Raw genomic sequence first — 19,966 nt, 5'->3', positions numbered from 1 at the left:
AATCGCTTATGGGCGTTATCTACGCCGAGATACGCCTCAGTTGCGGAAAGCGTTCAGAAGCCGGGGATGATGTCCTTGTCGTCGCCCCTTCCCTCGTTGAGGCCGTAGGCGCTGGCGGCGGTGGAAACCCGGTCCAGGACGCGCTTGTCTGCGAGTGCCTCGGCGTCATCGTCCGCCAGATTGAAGAGGTCGTCTTGATCAGGCTCCCGAGAGACGACGACGTGTTCTTCAGGCAGGCCGGGATGACGCTGCTGTTGCGCGCCGCTCCCTTCTTCGATTGCCGCGCCGGCGTGTTCGTCATCGGCAGCGAGACGGCGGTCAACACTGCGGACTTGTCCGCTCCAATCGTCGGGGCGCGACGCAGGACAGTCCGCGTACAGACCGTCGCGCAACACCGGCGCCGGCAGCACCCGTTCGGTGAAATTCGGATCCTGGTAATAGCGCAACTTCTGGGCGCGGATCGGCGGCAACCCGGAAACAAGGATTAATTCGTCAGCTTGCGGCAACTGCATCACTTCGCCAGGCGTCAGCAGCGGGCGAGCGGTCTCCTGGCGACTGACCATGACGTGCGAAAGCCAGGGCGCCAGCCGGTGGCCGGCGTAGTTGCGCATGGACCTGAGTTCCGTCGCCGTACCGAGCGCATCCGATATGCGTTTGGCCGTGCGCTCGTCGTTGGAGGAAAAGGCAATGCGCACATGGCAATTGTCGAGAATGGCGTTGTTCTCGCCATAGGCTTTGGAGATCTGGTTCAAGGATTGCGCGATCAGATAGGCGCGGATGCCGTAACCCGCCATGAAGGCGAGCGCGGTCTCGAAGAAGTCGAGGCGACCAAGAGCCGGAAATTCGTCCAGCATCATGAGCAGTTGGTACTTGCGGCTTTTCTTCGGGTCACCTTCCAGCCGCTCCGTCAGTCGCCTGCCGATCTGATTGAGCACCAGTCGCACCAGTGGCTTGGTGCGCGAAATATCCGATGGCGGCACCACTAGATAGAGCGACATCGGTCGTTCCGCATCCATGAGGTCGGCAATGCGCCAGTCGCAGGCCGATGTTGCCGAGGCAACCGTCGGATCACGATAGAGCCCGAGAAACGACATTGCGGTCGAGAGAACGCCAGAACGCTCGTTCTCTGACTTGTTCAGCACCTCGCGAGCCGCCGAGGCCACGACGGGATGGACCCGAGGTGTGTCCGCCGTGCCGAGGTGGTTGGTGGTCATCATCCGCAGCAGTGTCGCGGCAAATGAGCGTTGCGGATCCGACAGGAAAGTGGCGACGCGCGCGAGCGTCTTTTCTTCTTCCGCGTAGAGCACGTGCAAGATGGCCCCGACCAAGAGTGAATGACTAGTCTTCTCCCAATGATTCCGCCGCTCCAGCGCGCCTTCCGGATCGACGAGAATGTCCGCGATGTTCTGAACGTCGCGGACCTCATCTGAACCCCTGCGCACTTCCAGCAGCGGGTTATAGCGCGCCGATCTCGAGTCGGTCGGATTGAACAGGAGGCAGAAAGAGAACTTCGACCGCCAGCCGGAAGTCAGCTGCCAGTTCTCGCCTTTGATGTCGTGAATGACGGCCGAGCCGGTCCAGGAAAGAAGCGTTGGAACGACCAATCCCACGCCCTTGCCCGAACGTGTCGGCGCAAAGGCCATGACATGTTCCGGCCCGTCATGTCGCAGATAGTGATCCTTCAGTTTGCCGAGGAAAACGCCGGCCGGCTCAAACAGGCCTGCCTTCTCGATTTCCCGAGCCGCGGCCCATCGTGAGGAACCGTAGGTGGTGACCAACCCCCTCTGCCGCGCGCGCCAGAGGGAGCCAGCTATTGCGGCCGCACACCCCAAGAATCCGCTGGCTCCGGCAAGCATGCCGGCCTTGTCGAAGACCTCAGGCGCATAGGCGTCGAAGTGAAACCACCATTCGAACAGTTTCCACGGCTTGTAGATCGGCCGGGCCGCCGCGGCAAACCATGGCGCGCCAAGCTGCGGCTGATATTCCAGCATATGGGCGCACCATTGCGTTGCCGCCCATACGCCAACGATGACGATGGCGAACACAACTACGATCTGGCCGACAAGGAGCTTCGTCGGTGTCACGGGCACAGCCTCCACTGTTTGGTCGTAGATGGAAGCAGCATAACGTGACGTTTCAGAATATCGAAGATACCCAATATACGCGCCCGTGCGATGCAGTGAACGTTGCAGGCTTGGAAGACTGGGGCGCCAAGAAGTGTCATCGCGAAGGGCGACGAGCGAATGACTTGTATGGGGCCGGAAACGGACTGGCAGGTTTGAAGTGTCTATTCGGGACTAGCTACCGTTCAGCATCCGACCTCAATGTCGAACGTCTGGGGACAAATTTCGCCATACTCAAAGCCGTTCGAACTGCGGCTGGAAGTTAACTTCCATCGCGCCGGGCGCGTACGATTTGCGTTCCGCACAGTAGATGGTGCACCAAAATAATCGTGGTCCACCTTGGATTACTTCACCAGCCTTAGCTGGCCACGAGGAGGCGTAATTGGTTCTCTCCGCGGGGCCGACGGCACACCAACGGTCACGAGACCAAACAACAGTTTCGCTAGCTCCGCCTCAGGCAACGAAAGAAGCTGGGACAACCCGACTAATCCCAACTGTTCATCCCGGCGAACCTCGCTTAGCACCTTCTGCCAGATCTGGGATTGCTCGCGTCGAATTGGCGAAGGCTCTGCAGTCCGCCAGCCCCGCCTAGAGATCTCGACGAAAATCTGCTGGTAATTCCATTTGGTAAGGAGGCCGATCTCGTGCAGTCGGTAAGCCATAGCAGCAACCGATGCTGACCACTCTTGCTTCAATTGCACGACTTTTGGAAGCCCGGAAACTCGCCCCACAGCCCGGAGCGGCGCCTCTGGCATCAAGAAGGCTGCGGCAAACTCATTAGCCTGCTTCTCAGCCTCCAGGCCATTTGGCGAAGCATGCTTGTGCAACACGAGGTGCCCGAGCTCATGCGCCGCGTCGAATCGGCTTCGTTCTGCCGATTTTTGGGTGTTTAAAAACACATAAGGCCGCGCCCCCCGCCACAGCGAGTACGCATCGACCTCTTTGCCATCTTCCCCAAGGGAGAAGACTCTAACACCTTTCAGCTCTAGCAAATGAACCGTGTTCTTAATGGGTCTGTTGCCCAAGCCCCAATAGTCTCGCAGCCCGGCTGCCGCAGTCTGAGGTAACTCTTCTCGCATGTCCGGTAGGTCAGCGTCCGGCAGGTCAAACTCTCCGTCCAGCCAGTCCGAAAGAAGGAAGGCTACAGCGCCAGCGGCGATCGCACCGTCTCGCTGCCGAGCCGTCATCTTGCTCATAGAGCGAAAGCTCACACCTTCCACCAGTGGAATGTCCAGGTCGTCAGCCATGAAGAATTCGAGAGGGAAGCCGAGTACCCGCGCGAATTTCCGAGCTACGTCATCGCTAGGCAGGTATTCCCCAGCCTCATAACCGGTCACAGTACGAGGTTCGATACCAACTCTGGACGCAAGTTCTCGCATCGTCAGCCCGGCGCGCTGACGAGCTACTTTCAGCCGCGATTTGTTGAACATTCTATGCGGCCTTGCGCTTCACCGGCACGTCGATATCGGGCGTGTTATCTATCTTCTGCGGCACGCCGCCGTCCACACCAGGTATGGGGATGAAAATGCGTTCAGCCCAATCTGTCACCATTTGGTCGTCGAAGTCTGACGGCAAGGACAGCTCGGCCCGGCATTGTTCATCATCAATGTTTATTAGCAGCATATAAGTCTTGTAGTTAAGGACCGTCACAGCCCGGAGCAGATCAGCTTTCACTGTATCGGGAAAGAGATCGCCCTCCACACTGTTCTTCAAGACGGCCGCCTCCGTAAGAGACCCTTGAGTGACTTTGTTCTTGGTATGCCAGGCCATCTGCAAGTGAGGTGGTCGGCACTTGCTACGACAATGTTGATCTTACTCGAATCGTTGATCACCAACGAGTAGTTGCTCGGATCGTCCTTGCGCCAACCAAGCGGCACCAACTCATCTCGCAGAGTGCGCACTACCATTCTCCAGGCTTCGGTACCGGGTATGAACGGCGGGTCATTGTCAGTGCAATTCAACCGGGCCAAGTGCCCAGCCTGTACAGCCTTGATCAAGGCCTCAACAGAGATGCCCAGTTCCATTAGACGGCGGCGAGCGTCAAAAGGATGCTGGTAGAGTGAGGCGCTTGCTACAGTGCTCATTGACCGATCCAACTTCATTTTTTTCACCTTCTAGCAGGTAAAGAAAATGAAGTCCAGTGGGGCGGCAGTGTTTTTAAAAGCAGTCCCGATGCCGATGGAGAAACGGCGCCGCGGGCTTTCCGCGAGCGACCGACGGCTTTCGAACATGAGAGCTCGCCGGCTGCCGTAAGTGCAGGGTGCCTAGGACTGAAGGAGAAATGGGAAGCGCGTCATCCGATCACGCTTGTAGAAGCTTTCGCCTTTCTCGACGTGTGTGAGCGAGTTCCTATTTCGGAAACAGGCCCGCGCGCCCTGCGGCCGCTTGCCGGTGAAATGCGTTACATGGGGTTGCCCCTCCAACAGCGCTGGAACATCGACATTTTCCAGAGTGATCAACTAAAGGTTGGCCAGCATTTCCGAGAACGCCTTGAATGCGCGATCCTTCAAGGGTGTGCTTGCGATCGCACTATCGCTCGTAACGCGCCTGTCCCACGTCGCTATGACCTCAGCCTTGAATTTGCCAGGACGAAGCAATAGGTCACGCAACTCTGTGCTTGGCCCGCGAGGCGCGACGAACGAGCATCTTCGAGGAGGAGGTGAATGCGCCGGAAGATGATCTTGCCAGCGTCCTCACACGCCGTGGGCGTCGAAAGCGGGACTTCATAGTGTTTTGCATTGGTAATTGTCCCACACGCCTTGGCAGCCGGCGGGATGAGCACAACCCGATGACATCGCGTCCCTGGTCACCCGATCGACCAAGTCGCTTGACGGACGTATAGCCGCTCAGACCTTTCTGCCATTCCGAGATGAAAATCTCCCATTCGGTGGCATCATAAGCGCGCACGAGCTTCACAATAGGCGCTAGATTCACGTCTTCCTCCGCCACCCACTGTTTCTAGCGGCCTCTTTCCAACCCTAAAGCCTATTCCGCGCCAGATTGAACAGTTCGCCATGGTGTGGGCACCGTCGCGAACTGACTGACGCGGTTATTTTTCAAGCTCGGCGCGGATGCGACGCAATTCTCCTTCGATCAGAACCGCGGCATCGGCGTCTTTGAGAACTAAGTAGAGTTTCTCCGCCTCTTCGTAAGCCCACATGGCAGCCTGAAGTGCCTCGCCTTCATCTATATCCCGAAGGCCACCGAGATAAAGTCTGGCAGATTCCTGATAAGATCTGCGGCACGACGGTAACTGTCCTTCGCCTCGTCCGGCGCGTCGTGTTGGATCAATTCGGCCAACCCACGGAAAGCCACAGCCAGATTCCTCACGACACCCGCGGACCAGGATTCAGGAGCGACTGCCCGCTGCGAAACGTCCTCCAGGATATCTATCGCTCTGTGATAATCGGCCTCCGACTTGCTTTGCCGGGCACGCATGCACAGCAGGATCCCCAGCCTCTCTTCGGCCGCCAATTTTTGACGCGATTGTGAGCCTCCGGTCAAAACCGTGAGCGCTCTGTCCAGAATTTCGATAGCGGCGGTGAGGTCATTAACCGCTGCACCTTCGTCTCCCTGCTCAGCAACCGACTCCGCAAACCCCAAGGCAGATTCAATCCAGTCCGATCGCGAAAGTGTTGGATTAATCTCCTCTGTCGCAGCGCGGAATGTTTCCATGGCCCGGCGGAAGGCTTCTTTCGACTGGACCCCATTTTGATTCCCAGGAGCTTCTGCAAGATCAAAGAGGGTCTGTGCCAAGATTGTACGTGCCTTGCCGTCATCGGCCCCGCCAGCTTCGAAGAATGCCGCCCAAGCCTTCACACTCGCTGCCAACAGGTCAGATGCCTTTGCGGTGCTGCCTAAGCGGCCAAGACTGATCGCACGTAATCTGGCAGCATCGGGGTCGCTCGATGCCATAGCTTCCGTCACACCTAGTACAACGCTGCTATCCCGTCCGCCGAGGCTGTCAATCGTTGCCTGTTCGAGGATCATGTCCTCAGCGCTTGGAGCTGACGCGCTACGCAGACGCCCGATCCCAAGGCCGAAGTCGCGTTTGAGACGTGCAATGACCGGATCTGTCGGATCAGCGATAAGTTTTTTTCGGCTGTCGAGCACAGCTAGCGGGTCGGTCATCCAACCAGGCGCGCCAAATCCAAGACCTCGGACCAGCTGTGCAAAGAACTTGTCAGCGTCCTGATTCAGAATCGCGAACTTGTTTCGGCCTGCCAACATTTTCCTCACGCGGGGATTCAACGCTTCAATTGAATCCTCAAACAGGACCCAAAACACCATCAGATTGGGTATCGCTGCGCAGGCTCGTTCGAGGAGGGTGACAACACCGCCCTCCTCGCTGCCTGAATAACCAACCACAACCAATAGCTCAGCGTCTTTCAGGCCAAACATTGTTCCCTGCATGGACAGGTCGTCTTGAGTAGCGAACGTATCCCCCACGCTATTTCTAAGCTCATAGGTATACATCGATCCGTGCAGATGGACGACTTGGGGATGGTCTGGGAGTGAGGCAACACGGCTCAGTGCCGACAGACCATCAGCCACCACAGGTATCATCCCCGCCAAGATGATACCCTGGAGTACGAGCTGATCAAAGTTGGTGGTCAGGACCGTGTGCGCATAGTGGCAACGCACCAGCTCACCAAGGCAAATGTGAGCCCAATTCACCTTGCCATCACTGCGATCGATCGCTGCCTTGATGATTGCACGCTGTTTGTTATCTGATCGAAAAAATTGCTCGAACAGATAGCCGTATAGCCGTCCCCAATTGGGGTCTCCCACATCAAAGTTGGGTAACAGCCTAGCTATATCCGTAAGATATTCTCGCTCATCGAGCCAAATCAGAGCGCGTGACGGGTCCAGCGTCTCCGTTTCAGGCGCACTCTGAAGTTTCGCCAACTCGCGCGTCAGATCCTTCGCTATTTCGCTGGCCATGGGTATGCCCGCAGATCGCGAACATCCGGCGCCTATCAAAAAGACCGCTCCCGTGCAGCGCTGTCCGTCTCCCCACTCGCATCCTGATTTTGCGATCTTGAGCTGAATACTCAGCTCTCTGACGCTGACGGGAACGGGGCCGTCGAGTGGTGCAGACACCGAATCCATCCTTGGTATCACCTAGGTTGACCGCCAATGTTGAATACACTTGAGTTGTACAAAAAATTTCGACGATGTCTCTAATGCATTGGAAAAAACTTAAGCGGACCAGCTAAGATCGCAGCATTGAAGCAAGGTTTATCTTTTACGAAGTTATCGCCGGATATGTATGTCGATAGCCAAAAAGAAACTAGCGATGATTTTTTGACACAATTTACAGGACAATCCCAACGAAAGCGCTCGCCTAGGACGCTTTCGGTCATCCTGCCCCGCTAGATCGCCAACATTATTGGATTTTCTATTGAGAGGGTCGATTTCAATACATTTCTTGGCTCGCGGATTCGAACCAATGGGCCCCAGAAGCCAAATTGAAATCTAGTAGCGTATGTGCTTTCGCATGCTATAATCGGGTGGTCAAAAATCTGGAGCTACAAATGCCAAATCCAAATCAGCAACAGGCGTCCACCCCTTCAGCCGTGCCGAATCGTGACGTACGTACGGCGCTTTTGAAGGGCCGTCTGGCCAACCCCGCCCTGCAACGACTGCAGGGGCGCGTCTTGTCCCAGGCTGAACCAAGCGACGTCATCACAAGCTATGACAGGATGCATCATCGCCATAGCCGGTCATGACAGTTAGCGAGGCGCCACCCCGGATTACCTCGTTCCTGGTTAAGGTCGCCTCGCGCTGCAACCTCGACTGCGACTATTGCTACGTATACCACCATGCGGATCAGTCTTGGCGCTCGATGCCGAAGCTGCTTTCGGCTGGCGATCGTAGCGCTTTTGTAGAAAGGCTTGCGACTTACTTGGCTGAAGAATCGATCAAGCGCTGCACGGTCATCTTCCACGGCGGCGAGCCTTTGCTAGCCGGCGTCGAGACAATCGTAGCCTTCGCGGGCCAGATCCGTGCCGCGACCCCATCTGCGGTCGATATCGGGCTGCAGACAAACGGCCTCTTATTGACCGAAGCGGCACTTGAAGCGTTTGAGGCCGCCGATATCAGCATTTCGCTCAGCCTAGATGGGCCGAAATACGCCAACGACAAGCATCGGAATTCAAAGAGGGGCCGTTCAAGTTTCGAGCGGGTCCAAGATGCGCTGGTGCGTCTCAAAAGCCATCCCAAGATCTTTGCAGGCGTCATCGCCGTCGTTGATCCAACAACGCCCGCGGACGACCTGCTTGCGTTTTTCGCCTCGCATGCGGTTCCCAAGCTGGATTTTCTGTTGCCGGATGCACACCATTTGCGTCAGCCGGTTGGCCGCAGCGAACGACCTGATTTGTATGAAGCCTGGCTTTGCCATGCCTTTGATGTCTGGCTTGATCGCTACCCGCACCTGTCCGTGCGAACGTTCGAGGCGCTGCTTGACGCGGTCGCGGGTCTGCCGTCCACCACCGACGCTTTTGGCCTTGGCGACGTAAGCCTCATCGGCATCGAGACCGATGGCAGTTACCACGACCTGGATGTGTTGAAGGTTACGAAGGACGGTGCGACGAAAATCGGCGGGACCGTTGCTGACACTGAGATTTCATCAATTGCTTCATCCGATCACTTGGCCGTGCACAGACAGTTGCTCAGCAAGCCGGGTCTCAGCGTGACTTGTCAAGAATGTGCGATCGTCGACATTTGCGGTGGCGGCTCGCTACCTCACCGCTACGGCGCGAACGGCTTCGACAACCCAACCGTCTATTGCGGGGAAATGACCGCACTTGTCGCCCATATCAAGGGGCGACTCCAAGGTCTGTTGGAGGGCGGAGCGCGACCGGTCGAGACGCTACCGGACACCTTCCGGTTTGAACACTACGAAGCGGCCGAGCTTGGCGGTGCGGAGATGGAACTCCTGTGCGAAGCAGCGCGCAATGCTCTGAGAAGTGAGTTTCTGGAAGCCGCCAGCTTTTTGCCTGCCGAAGAATTTCAAAAGGTCGCCGATCTCGGCGAAACCGAGCCGGAGCGAATGGCCGAGCTTTGCCAGCAGCCAGGAGCGGTTGCCTGGCAAAGGACGCTTGCCTCGCAGAATTTGGGGCGGCTGGTGCATACGGTCGACGGACAACCGTTGTCGGCCGACCCGGCTTACCTTGACGACTTGCTAGGCCGGTCCGAAGGCGACATGACGTCCTTGGCCGTCGCCAGCGAGGATTTTTGGCTGCGCAAACCGTTCGGCGATGCCATCTATTTCGAATCAGAGGCTTTTGCTACGCAGGCACGGTCGGTCGTCGAGGAGGCGTTGCGGATTATCGAAACGTGGCGCCCAGCTTTGGCAAACGAGATACGCATGGCCTGTCGCGCCGTGCAATTCGTTCGCGACCCGTTGGCCCACCCTGAGAAGATCGTGTCTTTCAGTGACAACACCGTACCTGGGGCGCTTTATGTGTCTGTATGGCAAGGCGAGCGGTTGATTGATCCCTATGATCTGGCCGATTCCTTGATTCACGAGCATCGCCACCAGAAGCTATACCTGCTCGAACGCATCTCGCCCACAGTCGAACCGACCGACATGCGCGTGGTTTCTCCCTGGCGGGAAGATTTGCGGCCACCTTCCGGACTGCTGCATGCAGTCTTTGTGTTTGTGGAACTGCGCCGATTTTGGCAGTTCGTGCGGCACAATGGGCCGTCGCGCCTGCACAATCGCGCGGTCAACCAGATCAGGGACACCGACGAGCACCTTGCAGAGGCCTTTGCGACGCTTTTGAGCTGCCCGCTTACCAAGACAGGCCGCTCTTTGACCGAAGTCCTCAAGAAAGCCTCGGAGTCGGTGCTAGAAGCGGCGTGAGAACATTGATGCTCCCGGTCGATCGCCTGCCGGCATCCAAGTCCAGGCGACACGCGGTTCTTCGCGACTATTTCTGTGACAAGGATGCAGATGCCATTCTGGGAGCGGCAGGATGGCATTTGAACCTATCCTGGCCGGATGGTCTCGAAAGGCATGTCGATCCACGGCTGCAAGAGGGGTTGGCATGGTGGAATGGCAACGTCACCCTACCGACGATGGCCCTGGCCCGCACCCGTAAGCGACACGTGCTGAGCGTTTTATATGATTCCTGGACCCTTCAAAGCTGGAGTGAATGGGTGGATGCCGCCGGCGTCCGTGCAGACGAGCATGTGCTAATCCTACACGTAGACGACCACCGGGATCTGGCGAGTCCTCGCCTATTCGAGGAAAACGGGAGGTGGAAAGACGCCATCACCGGGGAGTTTTGCGATCTTGGCAATCCCGCGTCTGTGCGCGCGGCCATAGAAAGCGGAGCCATCGGGATGGGTAGTTTTCTAACGCCTTTTCTACACGGTTTTCCGAAGGCTGAGGTACGCCAGCTGTGTCAACCGCCAAAGGTCACCAAGACCCAAGATTTCGCAATTGGACTGACCAGACAGGCTGACGATTTGCTGGATCCAAGCCAATTCCGGCCCGCAGTACATTTGACGCCAACTTCAAGGCAGACCGGCCCTGGGCTGTATCGTTCGACCCCCGACATCGATGATTGGCTCGAAGACCTACCAGCCCAGCCAACGGTCCTTCATATCGATATGGATTTCTTTAACAATCGCTATGACGGGGATACAGATTGGAAGAGCCGTGAGAAGCCCTTCGATCCAGCTTTGGACCATATCTTGGGAAAGATTGACGACATGACCGCCGCCCTTAACTGGTCCGGTCTTGGCTCGCAGCTTGTCGATATCGTGGTCGCCTATTCACCAGGGTTTTTCCCGGCCGAATATTGGCAAGAGGCCACAGCTCGAATTGTGCCGGCGTTGGAGCGGATCTATGAGCGCTAAGCCTTCCCCAACAGCAGCGCCTCGCCGCAGCCCTAAGCACCCAACGCCGAAACCCAAAGCCGTGCGGGCAAAACCGAGCCTCGAGTTTGTTCAACCTGATCTTGTCATCCTCACGCCCACCAAAGGGACAGCTGAACGTGGCGGCGGGCCCGGCGGTGAGGCCTGGAAAATTGAAACAAATGGCAGACGGGCAGGCGTTGTCTTCATCAATGTCATCGATGAGCCTCCGGTGGGCCGCCACGCGTCTATTCAGATCTATCTCAATAAACCAAGTCAGGGTCGGCGGATCGGTAGAGTTGCTTACCGCAAGGCATGCGAGGCGAGCCGATACGACGTGATCTATGCCCACATGCGCAAGTCAAATCTTGCCTCGCGACGGGCAGCGGAGGAAGCTGGGTTCAAAGAAGACGCGCGACCGGGGGCGACGCAGCTTCTTATGGTCTGGCGACGCGCGGCGTGATGATGCGACCAAACTGGCTAAAGCCGTCATCAATGGTGGATCTGTACCAAGTGACGCTGAATGTGCGACCCGCGTTTCGGACCGAAGTGCAGGGCGAGGTCCGCGATGCTGAGATCGGACGATGGGCGAGGCTCAAAGGGCTCTATTTTTGCCGCGATCGGGATAATTTTGTCGTCTTCTCAAAACGTTCTGTGCTCGTTCGGCGGCTTCTCGCCATCGACCAGACCGTCGGTGATCACACGGTCTGGCTGGGACAGTGGCTTGGCTATCCGCGATGCTGTGCCCGCATAGCGCGGCGTGTCGGTGAAATGCACCTGGACGATTGGTCGGAGCAAATCTCTATGCGGCGTCACGTGGGGAATTTCTCGTTGACATCGGTCTCACATTACACAGCAGGCCGCGCCCTCATCAGCCATGTCCCTTGTTCCGCGCATTGTCGGGCGTCGCTCCACATGGCAACGCAGGTGCTAAAGCGATCGCACCGGTTCCAACAGCGCTTGGCCAACGTTCTCTCTTCACGAGGCTTCCGTGTACACAGCCGTCGTTGTTCCCTGCCTGAATGAAGCGGCCTCGCTTCTTGAGACCTGCATTTCGCTCGGTTTCAGCAGGGGTGCCACTCCTCCCGATACAGTGTTGATCCTGGTCGACAACGGCTCGACTGACGGCACTCTTGATGTGATGGATCACATCAAGAATGCCAATGTGGGAACAGTGCTGTTGGGGCAGACGCTCGAGCGCGGCTACGTGCCGCCGCGTCACCTGGGAGTGTCGATGGCGGAGACCTTCGCCGCTGAACTTAGTATTCCCAACAATGAGTTCTTGATCCTTCAAGCCGACGCCGACACCATCTATGGTGGGGGTTTCATCGCCTCTATGACGGCTTCCGCACTATCGGCGCCGCAAGATCTGATCGAAGGCATCGCTCGAACGACAAAAAGTTTTCTTGCAGAATATCCCGGCTATCACGCTTGCTGCGCATGCGCCGACGAAGCGGTATCGTGCATTTTTGTGCCTGAAGCCGACGAAGTTATCATCGACGACAAAGTCGCCGGATATCGCCTGTCCGAGTATTTGAAATGGGGAGGACACCGCCGAGAGTTTGATGCTAGAGGCGACGAGATACACGCGGAAACGTCGCGGCTTTTTATTCGCGCGAAAATGGTTGGGGCCAGGCGCACACGCGCTCCAGAAGCGGTGGCCTATCCATCACGACGCAAGACCGAGGCTAACCCGCTGGGGACATTCGCCACTGCAGGATTTCCGCGGGAAAGCCGCTGGTGGCACCGTTGGACCAGTTTGCATCCCAACCACCACTCACTGCGGGAATTCGACAGGTCCGATGCTTTGGAAGCGTTCGCCAATGCCGTGTTTGTCCGACAGGTTCACACGCTGATCCTGTTCGCTTTAGTTCCCACTCATGTTCGGTTGGCGCTTGATGGCCGAACAATCAAATCCTTAACGGGGTCGCCCCTCGTTCCCCTGCTGGAGAGAGTCGCCGTTGCGCCCGAGTCTCTGAGGACGACTCCTGGGCAACTGCTGGAGGGATATTTCGACCTGGCTGAACGCCAACCAGGGCTCTTCGCCGATTGCATAGAAAAGGCCCGCGACTACTCCCTGCCTTAATCGCCGTCGGCATTCCGAATATGACGCCTATCTACGTCAGCCACCCGATCCGCTCGGTCCGCAGTCCTGCCAAACAATAAGCGCTGGGAAGGGAATAGGCGCCGCTCGGGTGCATAGTTCGCCAGTGTTTCGCTTCTGGCGCAGCCGCGACCCCAGCGATCGCGGGATTGTCTTCTGTGGATGGCTCCCGCGATGCAAGAGGTAATTCGACATTATGGCGCGTTGGTCGGGTGCAGTCTTCTGTCCGGCCTGTTGATGCAGCCATTCGAGACTGCTGGCCCTGATGGGGTCGGCGAACTGGGTCCCAATCTGCTTATCAGGCTATGATGCCTCGGACATTCGACGGGTTGTCCCTGTTCCCGGCCTGACCGGTCTCGCCATCACATCGCGTCGCTCTCACAACCTCATGGAGCCGATCGATCGGCTCGAACTGTTCTCTGCCCTTAAAATTTCATCCTCTTCGAACCTTACGCCGCAAGGCTCGCGGCATGGCGAGCTTGATAGGTTTCGCCGCGCGCCATGATCGCCCACACCACGCGGGCCATCTTGTTTGCCATGGCTAGGCTTGCCACGCGCGCTGGCTTCCTGGCGAGCAACGCGAGGAGGCGCGGATCCGCTGTCTCCGGTTTGTATCTCGCCCGACGAATCAACGATGTAGCGCCGACCACCAGGAGCTTTCTCAGATACCGGTCGCCCATCTTGGTGATGCGGCCGAGCCGATCCTTGCCGCCGCTCGAGTTTTGCGAAGGTGTCAGCCCAAGCCAGGCGGCGAACTCTCGACCCGAGCGGAACTGACCCGGATCGGCAACCGAGGCCGCCAACGCTGTAGCCCTACCGGACCGATACCGGGGATCGTCGACAAGCGTCGTGCGACGTCGTCGGTTCGTTGGAGGGCACTGATCGAACGGTCGATCGCCTGGAGACGAACATGGGTGTCGAGCACCTGCCCGCACAGGAGACCGAGAACCTGCGTTGCCATTGCCGGCACTTCCGGCGTCGCTTCCTTCGCGGCGATCTGGTGCGCCAGCCTGAGCGCCCGCTCCAAACCTTGGGGAATGTCGATGCCGAACTCAGCCAACAAGCCGCGGATCATGTTCACGAGTTGCGTGCGCTGCTTGACCAGAAGATTGCGTGTGCGGTGAAGCGACAGGGCCGCCTGTTGCTCGGCCGACTTCATCGCCACGAAGCGCATGGTCGGGCGTGTCACCGCTTCGCAGATCGCTTCCGCGTCCACCGCATCATTCTTGCCGCGCTTCACATAAGGCTTCACGTAGCTCGGCGGCATCAAGCGGACCTCATGGCCGAGCTCCGTCAGTTCTCGAGCCCAGTGATGTGACGTCCCGCAGGCCTCGATCCCGATCAGGCAGCGCGGTAGCTTGACGAAGAACGGCAGAACTTGCGATCGGCGCAGTGCCTTGCGCACAACAACGTCTCCAGACGCGTCGACGGCGTGAACTTGAAAATGCGCTTGGCCAGATCGAGGCCCACGGTGGTAATCTGCATGGCGGATGGCTCCTTTGCTCGGGTTGCCTGACAGCAAACCCACTGTGGCACTCAGATGCCGGGAGCGGGAGCCATCCACCTCATCTGCTTTGGGCAACCGCAAAACTGAACTCTGCGATCGACATTGAGGCGCATTGCCGCCCGCAGCGTTTGGGCCGGTAGCGAACCGGCAGATGTCGTTATCGCTCATCAGCGATAGCCGGCCTTCTGTCCCGTATAGCGAAGGCTGAGAATGGCCCGATGAGAGATTCCCGTTGACGGAGATCGCATCGTGGCGAGGTCAGTTTCCTTTCGGCAGCGCATTCTAGCGCCTGCCGTTTGACAATCTTCAAGCGAATGCTTGAGATACATTTCGTGCTAGAAGCTTCTACGTGGCGGAGCAAGCCGCAGCGAAGGGGCGATTTTTCGATTTTTCTGCACTTACTTCAGGGGGAATAGCGTGCCCATTCAAAGCATTTATACATACCTTGTCTATCCTGGCAAAGGTGCCGACGAGATCGACGTTATCAATGGCTCTGTTGTTCCACTACAGGGTAAGCTCTTCGACCTGTTGGAAGAGGTATATCTGCGCTCAGACAACGAGTATACAATCGACATTGCGTTCAGCCTGGGAGCAGACGGCACCCAGAGGAACCCATGCCGAGCGCTTCTGATCAATCACCTCACCAACGGGACGATCGACACCGGCCGTCTATTGGCCGAGCGGCTGGCGCAGCACACCACCAAACGGTCAGGCCTGGGACTGCTGTTTCTCGTAGCGGGTCAGGACGGCCAAAACCGTAAGATCGTGGTGTCGCGCTTCCCAGCTCACAGTGCAGTGTTGGCGGAGACAGAAGCGGCAACCCTGACACTCGCCTTTCTTGAGCGCGTCTTTATGAGAAACGCTTACTCATACAAAGCGGTCGTCTACCAGCATACTTCGCTGACCAATGGCTTCTGGACGGGCCGCGCCATCGACAAACAGATCGAGAGTCGAGAGCGTGAGGTCTCTCAATACTGGATCAACGATTTCCTCGATTCCGCCCTTCGCACGACCCCTACCCGCGGAACGCGCCGGCTTGCGCTCGCGCTCAAAGCAGCGGTCAGCAAAGCCAAGGACGTAACCGTCAAAAGTGAGATCGCGTCGGCGGTCACTCTCGGCCCAGGTATGCAGGGACAGACCACGAGCGTGAACGGCTTTCTTGACCACTTCCACTTCTCTGAGCCCACCCGCAACGCAATCCTCGCCGAGATAAAGGATCCGACAATCCAGGCTGAGAATTTCGTTTTCGACGCTCCTGTCTTCACTGAGCAGGTGCCGTACCGCACCGTGGAGCTGAGCTCCGGAGCGGTGCTTACCGCGCCGTCGGCCGACTTTGATGAGGTCTTCACGAAGGAGCCGGTCCACGCTGAAGTTGACGGAGAATACAAGTACTCCACTATAGGTTCTGTCGTGACCGAGAAGATAGCGAGGTCAAAATGACGGACCTTCGAACTGACTATACGAACCGGTACACCAAAGCGCTGACACCGGTAGCGACAGCGTTGATCGGCAATCTGACCGAAATCATTGCGGGCACCCCTCGCGTTGACCGCGTGACCGCACGTCCAAAGTCAATCGATCGCTTCATGAGCAAGGCGGAGAAGGCGGACGGTGATAAGCTGAAATACGATGATCCGCTCAACCAGATTCAAGATCAGATCGGCGCGAGGATAGTTGCCTTCTATTCGAGCGACGTTCCGGTGATCGAAGAGGTCATCCTTCGGGAGTTTCGACCAATCGAATCGAAACACGTCGTTCCTCAGCACCAATGGGAGTTTGGATACTTTGGTAGGCACCACATCCTCCTAATGCCGAGCGACCTGTATGGCGCTGCTGAGGACAAGGCACTCGTCCCGGATGTCTTTGAGTTGCAGATCAAGACCCTTTTTCAGCACGCATGGTCCGAAGCAGAGCACGATCTCGGCTATAAGCCAGGAGAGCAACCGCTTAACCCTGAGGATGAACGCTTGCTTGCCTTCACATCCGCCCAGGCATGGGGTGCCGATCGCATTTTTGACGACCTATTTAAAAAGCGGTCTTGCTAGTGGCGCACGCGACTCACGCGGGAAGTACGTTGGGGTGAAAATTCTCCCGTTGCTAAGTTCGAGAGAGGCGACGAGCAAAAAGCTGCTCAAACACATACGTGCCGCAGCCAAAATATGCGGCCATGCTAATTATGAACTTACGGCAGGTTTCGAGATCAGCGGATTCGATCCGGAGCGGCTTAGATTGGGCGCTTTGCGGTCCGTCAGGAATGTCGCGCACGCCCTGCGCCTGGCACCACTCGAGGAACTGGCCGACATCCCTGCTGTAAGCGCGGCGGGTGTTCGGATTGCGGATATGCGCGGTGAAGAATTACAGAAACCGCCAGCGGGCGCGCTCGCCGGCGGCGTCGACCACGGGAACTGATGGAGCAGAAGAGCAGAAAACCCGACGAGCTGGTTTATGGCTTACCCCACGCGTCAAATCGTCGAAGCAGGAGGGCGGCGGTCAAGAGCACGACGTGTAGCCGAAATGTGCTGTCGTCGGGTTCCGAAAGCCCCGGATGCGACCCCGCCGGAGCCAGCCGCTTGAAAAGGCCATTGAGGAACCCTCGGCCGTCATTGTCCATTCGTTAAGCGGTATGCTCAGAAAACCTGCGGCTGCGAGCTTGGTCCGTCGTGGCTGGCCGCTAGCGAGTCCCGCTGCAGATGAATCGATCTTCTCCGACATCCCGTCGAGCACCGAATCGAGAAAATTGCGAAGCTGCCCATTGGCGCTGGCCCATTGGCCTCGCGCGTGAGCGTCGAGCGCCTGGTCTAGATGTCCCTGCGCGGTAGTGAAACCATGTCGGTCGAGCAGCACCGTCATCTCGGACTGAACCTGTGGCATGCCTATATCCTCTGGCAACGTGCGGCGCAGCTTGCCTGCCACAACTGCGTAGTCGTCCTGCGCTAAGGCATGCTTGAGCGGCACATACACCGGGTGAAGAGTGACAGGCTCAGACCAAGGGTATTCCGGCTCCTCGGACGGCATGTGCTGGACAGCCAGTTCAACCAAAACATTTTCCAGCAGACCACCGTCAACCGGCTGCTCGGGGTTCGCATCCACAAACGCCTTGAGGTCATTCATGCGTTTTTTGACGCTGAAGCCGTCGCTACGAAGATGCCGATATATGTCCGGTCCGAATTCGATGAACAGTGCGCTGGTTTCGGCCTGGCTCGAAACCGATTCCAGAACGTCGATCGCCGCAAGGACGGTTCGACGAGAAAAAAGCACCCCCATTGGCGGCTCCCACAAGCTTATGATAAAAATAGGTTCTCATAAGCTAGTGGCATCGACCACCGAAAATGTGGCGGGCTCGGGGCACCTTCTATCGCCGGCGCATCGCAGTTCGTCGAGAAGTGGAAGCGCGCGAAGGCGTGCGTCATCCTTAATTGGGGTGGCGGCATTCTCTATCCGGCGGGCGAAGGACCTCCCGGCGTTCGTGCGGCCCCTTTCTCAACGGTGAGAGTTTGCCCTAGCAGCTTGACCCACGAGGAGTTTCTGCGCGCGTTATGCTGGGAGGATGCAGCGAGCAGCCTCCGAGGAACGATCGCCATGCCAATGCCAATCAGGGCTGCGTGGGGAACATATCGTCGATCCATCGCGCGCGCAGGCGGCCACGACCTCAAGCGCCATGCTGGGCGTGTGTGTCTCGGAATTGCCATGAGACAGCCAGCGCCACTCCTGTCGCACCCGCGAGGAGTGTGGTGATCGACTTGTTTGCGTTGCGCCCGCCGGATTTTCAGGAGGGACAAATTGACTGAAGGCGGCACGGTCAGTATCACCAACGTGATTGAGGCGCTGGAACGCCTTGTCGCCATTGCACACAGTGACACCGTACGGGCGCGCCGAGTGGCCGATTTCCTCGTCGCGTGCTGGAATGCGTACGCATTCGCAGACTAAGATTTCACGCACCTGTCAAAGCATCGCGGATGACATTATGTCTGCAATCGATCAAGGACGTTTCTGCGGCGCGTCCACAAAGGAAATAGGCCTGGGCTATCAGCGCGACCAGCACCAAATCTAAGCTTACCATTCTGGAGACCGTCTATCCGCCGATTTCCAATCAGGAGGTGGTATGGCTTCATAACGAGTCGGAAGCCGTCGAGCAATTTCGCCAGAGCGACTTTTATATGATCGCGGGGCGAGCCGAGGCGACCTACCAACAACTGGAACTCGACGAGGACCGACAGATCCTGAGCTTCAATTTCGCGATCGGCGACAGCTTCGCCGATCGCGCCATTCTCAACCTCCGCGAATTGCCTGGCGTATGGAGCCGGCGCCGCAAGCTGCTTTGCCGCCGCCAACGTCTTTCGAACCGTCTTTGCTTCCCAGCTGACCGGCGCGGAGCTGGACGAGAACATCGACCTCTGTTTATATACCTACAACAAGAGCAACGCTGGCGATTCCATCCCCTTAGACTTCCCTGTCGACCTCGGTGAAACGCACCTCGTTGGGCTCGGCGCGATGGGCCATAGCTCGCTCTGGGCGCTGGCGAGGCAATCCGGTCTGTCCGGGCGCCTGCATGTAGTTGATCACGAAGCTATCGAACTCTCAAACCTGCAGCGCTACGTGTTGGCAGGTCAGGCGGAGGTCGGCCTCTCTAAGGCGGCCCCTAGCAACCCACGCCCTTCGGTCCACCGCCCTTGAGGTCGAGGCGCACCCTATGAAGTGGGCAGAATATGTTGCGCGCCGGGGCGACCGGGTATTCGACCGAGTGGGTGTGGCGCTTGACACCGCCGCCGACCGTCTAGCTGTCCAAGGTGCTCTGCCCAGATGGATCGCGAACGCCTGGACTCAGGAGCAAGATCTAGGCATCTCGCGGCATGGTTTCGATGACGGCCAGGCTTGCCTTTGCTGCATGTACATGCCGACCGGGAAATCCAAGGACGAACACCAATTGGTCGCGGAGGAACTCGGAATGCCGGAAGCACACGAGGAGGTAAAAACGCTCCTGCAGACCAATACCGGAGTCCCCAATGAGTTCGTAGCTCGGGTGGCTACGGCGATGGCCCGTTTGAGCCGCTCGCCGCGTTTGTTGGCCAGCCCCTCCGTTCCTTTTATCAGCAGGTTATCTGCGGCGGCCTGGTGTTCCAGCTTAGCGATGGAAGTCGTCTCCTTCGAACCGTGGTTCCGATGGCCTTTCAATCAGCGATTGCCGGGATCATGCTTGCCGCAGACCTGGTCAAGCATAGTGCGGGTTTTCCGATGAGTCCGACGACCAGCACTCGCGTGAATCTACTGCGCCCCCTTGGTTCTTACCTCCATGATCCGAAAGCCAAAGATTCCAGCGGCCGCTGCATCTGCAGCGATGAGGATTTCATTGCCGCCTACAGGCTG

At 57.8% G+C, this 19,966-nt stretch carries 18 protein-coding genes and 1 pseudogene; 11 read left to right on the top strand and 8 right to left on the bottom strand.

What is annotated here, in order from left to right:
• Positions 1-53: 53 nt before the first annotated feature.
• From NLY37_RS29705 to NLY37_RS29690, 4 genes are all read right to left on the bottom strand, one after another.
• Positions 54-2,084: a conjugal transfer protein TraG gene (locus tag NLY37_RS29705; protein WP_023740445.1), complete on the bottom strand. Its 2,031-nt coding sequence runs from the start codon at positions 2,082-2,084 to the stop codon at positions 54-56.
• Positions 2,085-2,467: 383 nt separating this feature from the next.
• Positions 2,468-3,553 carry an ImmA/IrrE family metallo-endopeptidase gene (locus NLY37_RS29700; RefSeq protein ID WP_023740444.1) on the bottom strand — a complete coding sequence of 362 codons (1,086 nt, stop codon included), beginning with the start codon at positions 3,551-3,553 and terminating at the stop codon, positions 2,468-2,470.
• Position 3,554: 1 nt separating this feature from the next.
• Positions 3,555-3,836, bottom strand: a complete 282-nt coding sequence (locus NLY37_RS29695; RefSeq protein WP_156933882.1) for a hypothetical protein — start codon at positions 3,834-3,836, stop codon at positions 3,555-3,557.
• A 1,473-nt stretch (positions 3,837-5,309) separates the two neighbouring features.
• Positions 5,310-7,226, bottom strand: a complete 1,917-nt coding sequence (locus NLY37_RS29690) for an SIR2 family protein (RefSeq protein ID WP_156933881.1) — start codon at positions 7,224-7,226, stop codon at positions 5,310-5,312.
• A 434-nt stretch (positions 7,227-7,660) separates the two neighbouring features.
• Between NLY37_RS29690 and yhhA the strand changes: the two genes are divergently transcribed.
• Genes yhhA through NLY37_RS29675 form a run of 4 tightly spaced genes read left to right on the top strand, consistent with a single transcriptional unit; the run spans position 7,661 to position 11,454 of the window.
• A complete protein-coding gene (yhhA, locus tag NLY37_RS30890) occupies positions 7,661-7,855 on the top strand; it encodes a YhhA family cyclophane-containing RiPP (protein WP_352538346.1) in 195 nt (64 codons plus the stop codon).
• On the top strand, positions 7,852-9,993 hold the full coding sequence (yhhB, locus tag NLY37_RS29685; protein WP_031202935.1) for a cyclophane-forming radical SAM/SPASM peptide maturase YhhB: 2,142 nt from the start codon (positions 7,852-7,854) through the stop codon (positions 9,991-9,993). Before yhhA ends, yhhB begins: the two co-directional genes overlap by 4 nt.
• Positions 9,994-10,001: 8 nt before the next feature.
• Positions 10,002-10,994 (top strand): hypothetical protein, encoded by a 993-nt coding sequence (locus NLY37_RS29680; protein ID WP_031202937.1) that lies wholly within the window; start codon positions 10,002-10,004, stop codon positions 10,992-10,994.
• Entirely contained in the window at positions 10,984-11,454 is a 471-nt protein-coding gene (locus NLY37_RS29675) for a GNAT family N-acetyltransferase (RefSeq protein WP_084558889.1), read from the top strand. Before NLY37_RS29680 ends, NLY37_RS29675 begins: the two co-directional genes overlap by 11 nt.
• Before the next feature lie 179 nt (positions 11,455-11,633).
• Here the strand turns inward: NLY37_RS29675 and NLY37_RS29670 are convergent, their stop codons facing one another.
• Positions 11,634-11,807, bottom strand: coding sequence for a hypothetical protein (locus tag NLY37_RS29670; protein ID WP_156933880.1), 174 nt, complete (start codon positions 11,805-11,807; stop codon positions 11,634-11,636).
• Positions 11,808-11,982: 175 nt separating this feature from the next.
• Between NLY37_RS29670 and NLY37_RS29665 the strand changes: the two genes are divergently transcribed.
• Positions 11,983-13,077 carry a glycosyltransferase family 2 protein gene (locus tag NLY37_RS29665; RefSeq protein ID WP_023729041.1) on the top strand — a complete coding sequence of 365 codons (1,095 nt, stop codon included), beginning with the start codon at positions 11,983-11,985 and terminating at the stop codon, positions 13,075-13,077.
• A gap of 467 nt (positions 13,078-13,544) precedes the next feature.
• Here the strand turns inward: NLY37_RS29665 and NLY37_RS29660 are convergent.
• Positions 13,545-14,580, bottom strand: a pseudogene (locus NLY37_RS29660) (IS110 family RNA-guided transposase).
• A 439-nt stretch (positions 14,581-15,019) separates the two neighbouring features.
• On the opposite strand from NLY37_RS29660, the gene NLY37_RS29655 reads away from it, so the two are divergent.
• From NLY37_RS29655 to NLY37_RS29645, 3 genes are read left to right on the top strand one after another with little or no spacing between them, the layout of a single operon-like run.
• Positions 15,020-16,042: a hypothetical protein gene (locus NLY37_RS29655; protein ID WP_023740437.1), complete on the top strand. Its 1,023-nt coding sequence runs from the start codon at positions 15,020-15,022 to the stop codon at positions 16,040-16,042.
• Positions 16,039-16,647, top strand: coding sequence for a GTP pyrophosphokinase (locus NLY37_RS29650; protein ID WP_023689376.1), 609 nt, complete (start codon positions 16,039-16,041; stop codon positions 16,645-16,647). The genes NLY37_RS29655 and NLY37_RS29650 overlap by 4 nt, the downstream gene beginning before the upstream one ends.
• Positions 16,648-16,681: 34 nt before the next feature.
• Positions 16,682-17,011 carry a hypothetical protein gene (locus tag NLY37_RS29645; protein WP_156933879.1) on the top strand — a complete coding sequence of 110 codons (330 nt, stop codon included), beginning with the start codon at positions 16,682-16,684 and terminating at the stop codon, positions 17,009-17,011.
• 81 nt (positions 17,012-17,092) lie between these two features.
• Here NLY37_RS29645 and NLY37_RS29640 read toward each other — a convergent pair whose 3' ends face one another.
• Positions 17,093-17,866, bottom strand: coding sequence for a hypothetical protein (locus tag NLY37_RS29640; RefSeq protein WP_023729039.1), 774 nt, complete (start codon positions 17,864-17,866; stop codon positions 17,093-17,095).
• 516 nt (positions 17,867-18,382) lie between these two features.
• Here NLY37_RS29640 and NLY37_RS29635 point away from each other — a divergent pair.
• Positions 18,383-18,529, top strand: a complete 147-nt coding sequence (locus NLY37_RS29635; protein ID WP_023740436.1) for a DUF7673 family protein — start codon at positions 18,383-18,385, stop codon at positions 18,527-18,529.
• A 35-nt stretch (positions 18,530-18,564) separates the two neighbouring features.
• Here NLY37_RS29635 and NLY37_RS29630 read toward each other — a convergent pair whose 3' ends face one another.
• On the bottom strand, positions 18,565-18,990 hold the full coding sequence (locus NLY37_RS29630) for a hypothetical protein (protein ID WP_023740435.1): 426 nt from the start codon (positions 18,988-18,990) through the stop codon (positions 18,565-18,567).
• Here NLY37_RS29630 and NLY37_RS29625 point away from each other — a divergent pair.
• Together NLY37_RS29625 and NLY37_RS29620 are read left to right on the top strand one after the other, a co-directional pair.
• A complete protein-coding gene (locus tag NLY37_RS29625) occupies positions 18,890-19,276 on the top strand; it encodes a ThiF family adenylyltransferase (protein ID WP_245262711.1) in 387 nt (128 codons plus the stop codon). The genes NLY37_RS29630 and NLY37_RS29625 overlap by 101 nt on opposite strands.
• Before the next feature lie 16 nt (positions 19,277-19,292).
• A complete protein-coding gene (locus NLY37_RS29620; RefSeq protein ID WP_023729037.1) occupies positions 19,293-19,838 on the top strand; it encodes a hypothetical protein in 546 nt (181 codons plus the stop codon).
• Positions 19,839-19,966: the final 128 nt, after the last annotated feature.

The organism is Mesorhizobium sp. C395A, assembly GCF_030323205.1.
Classification (GTDB): domain Bacteria; phylum Pseudomonadota; class Alphaproteobacteria; order Rhizobiales; family Rhizobiaceae; genus Mesorhizobium.
The sequence above is the reverse complement of the archived record's forward strand: the minus strand, read 5'-3'. Positions and strand labels throughout refer to the sequence as shown.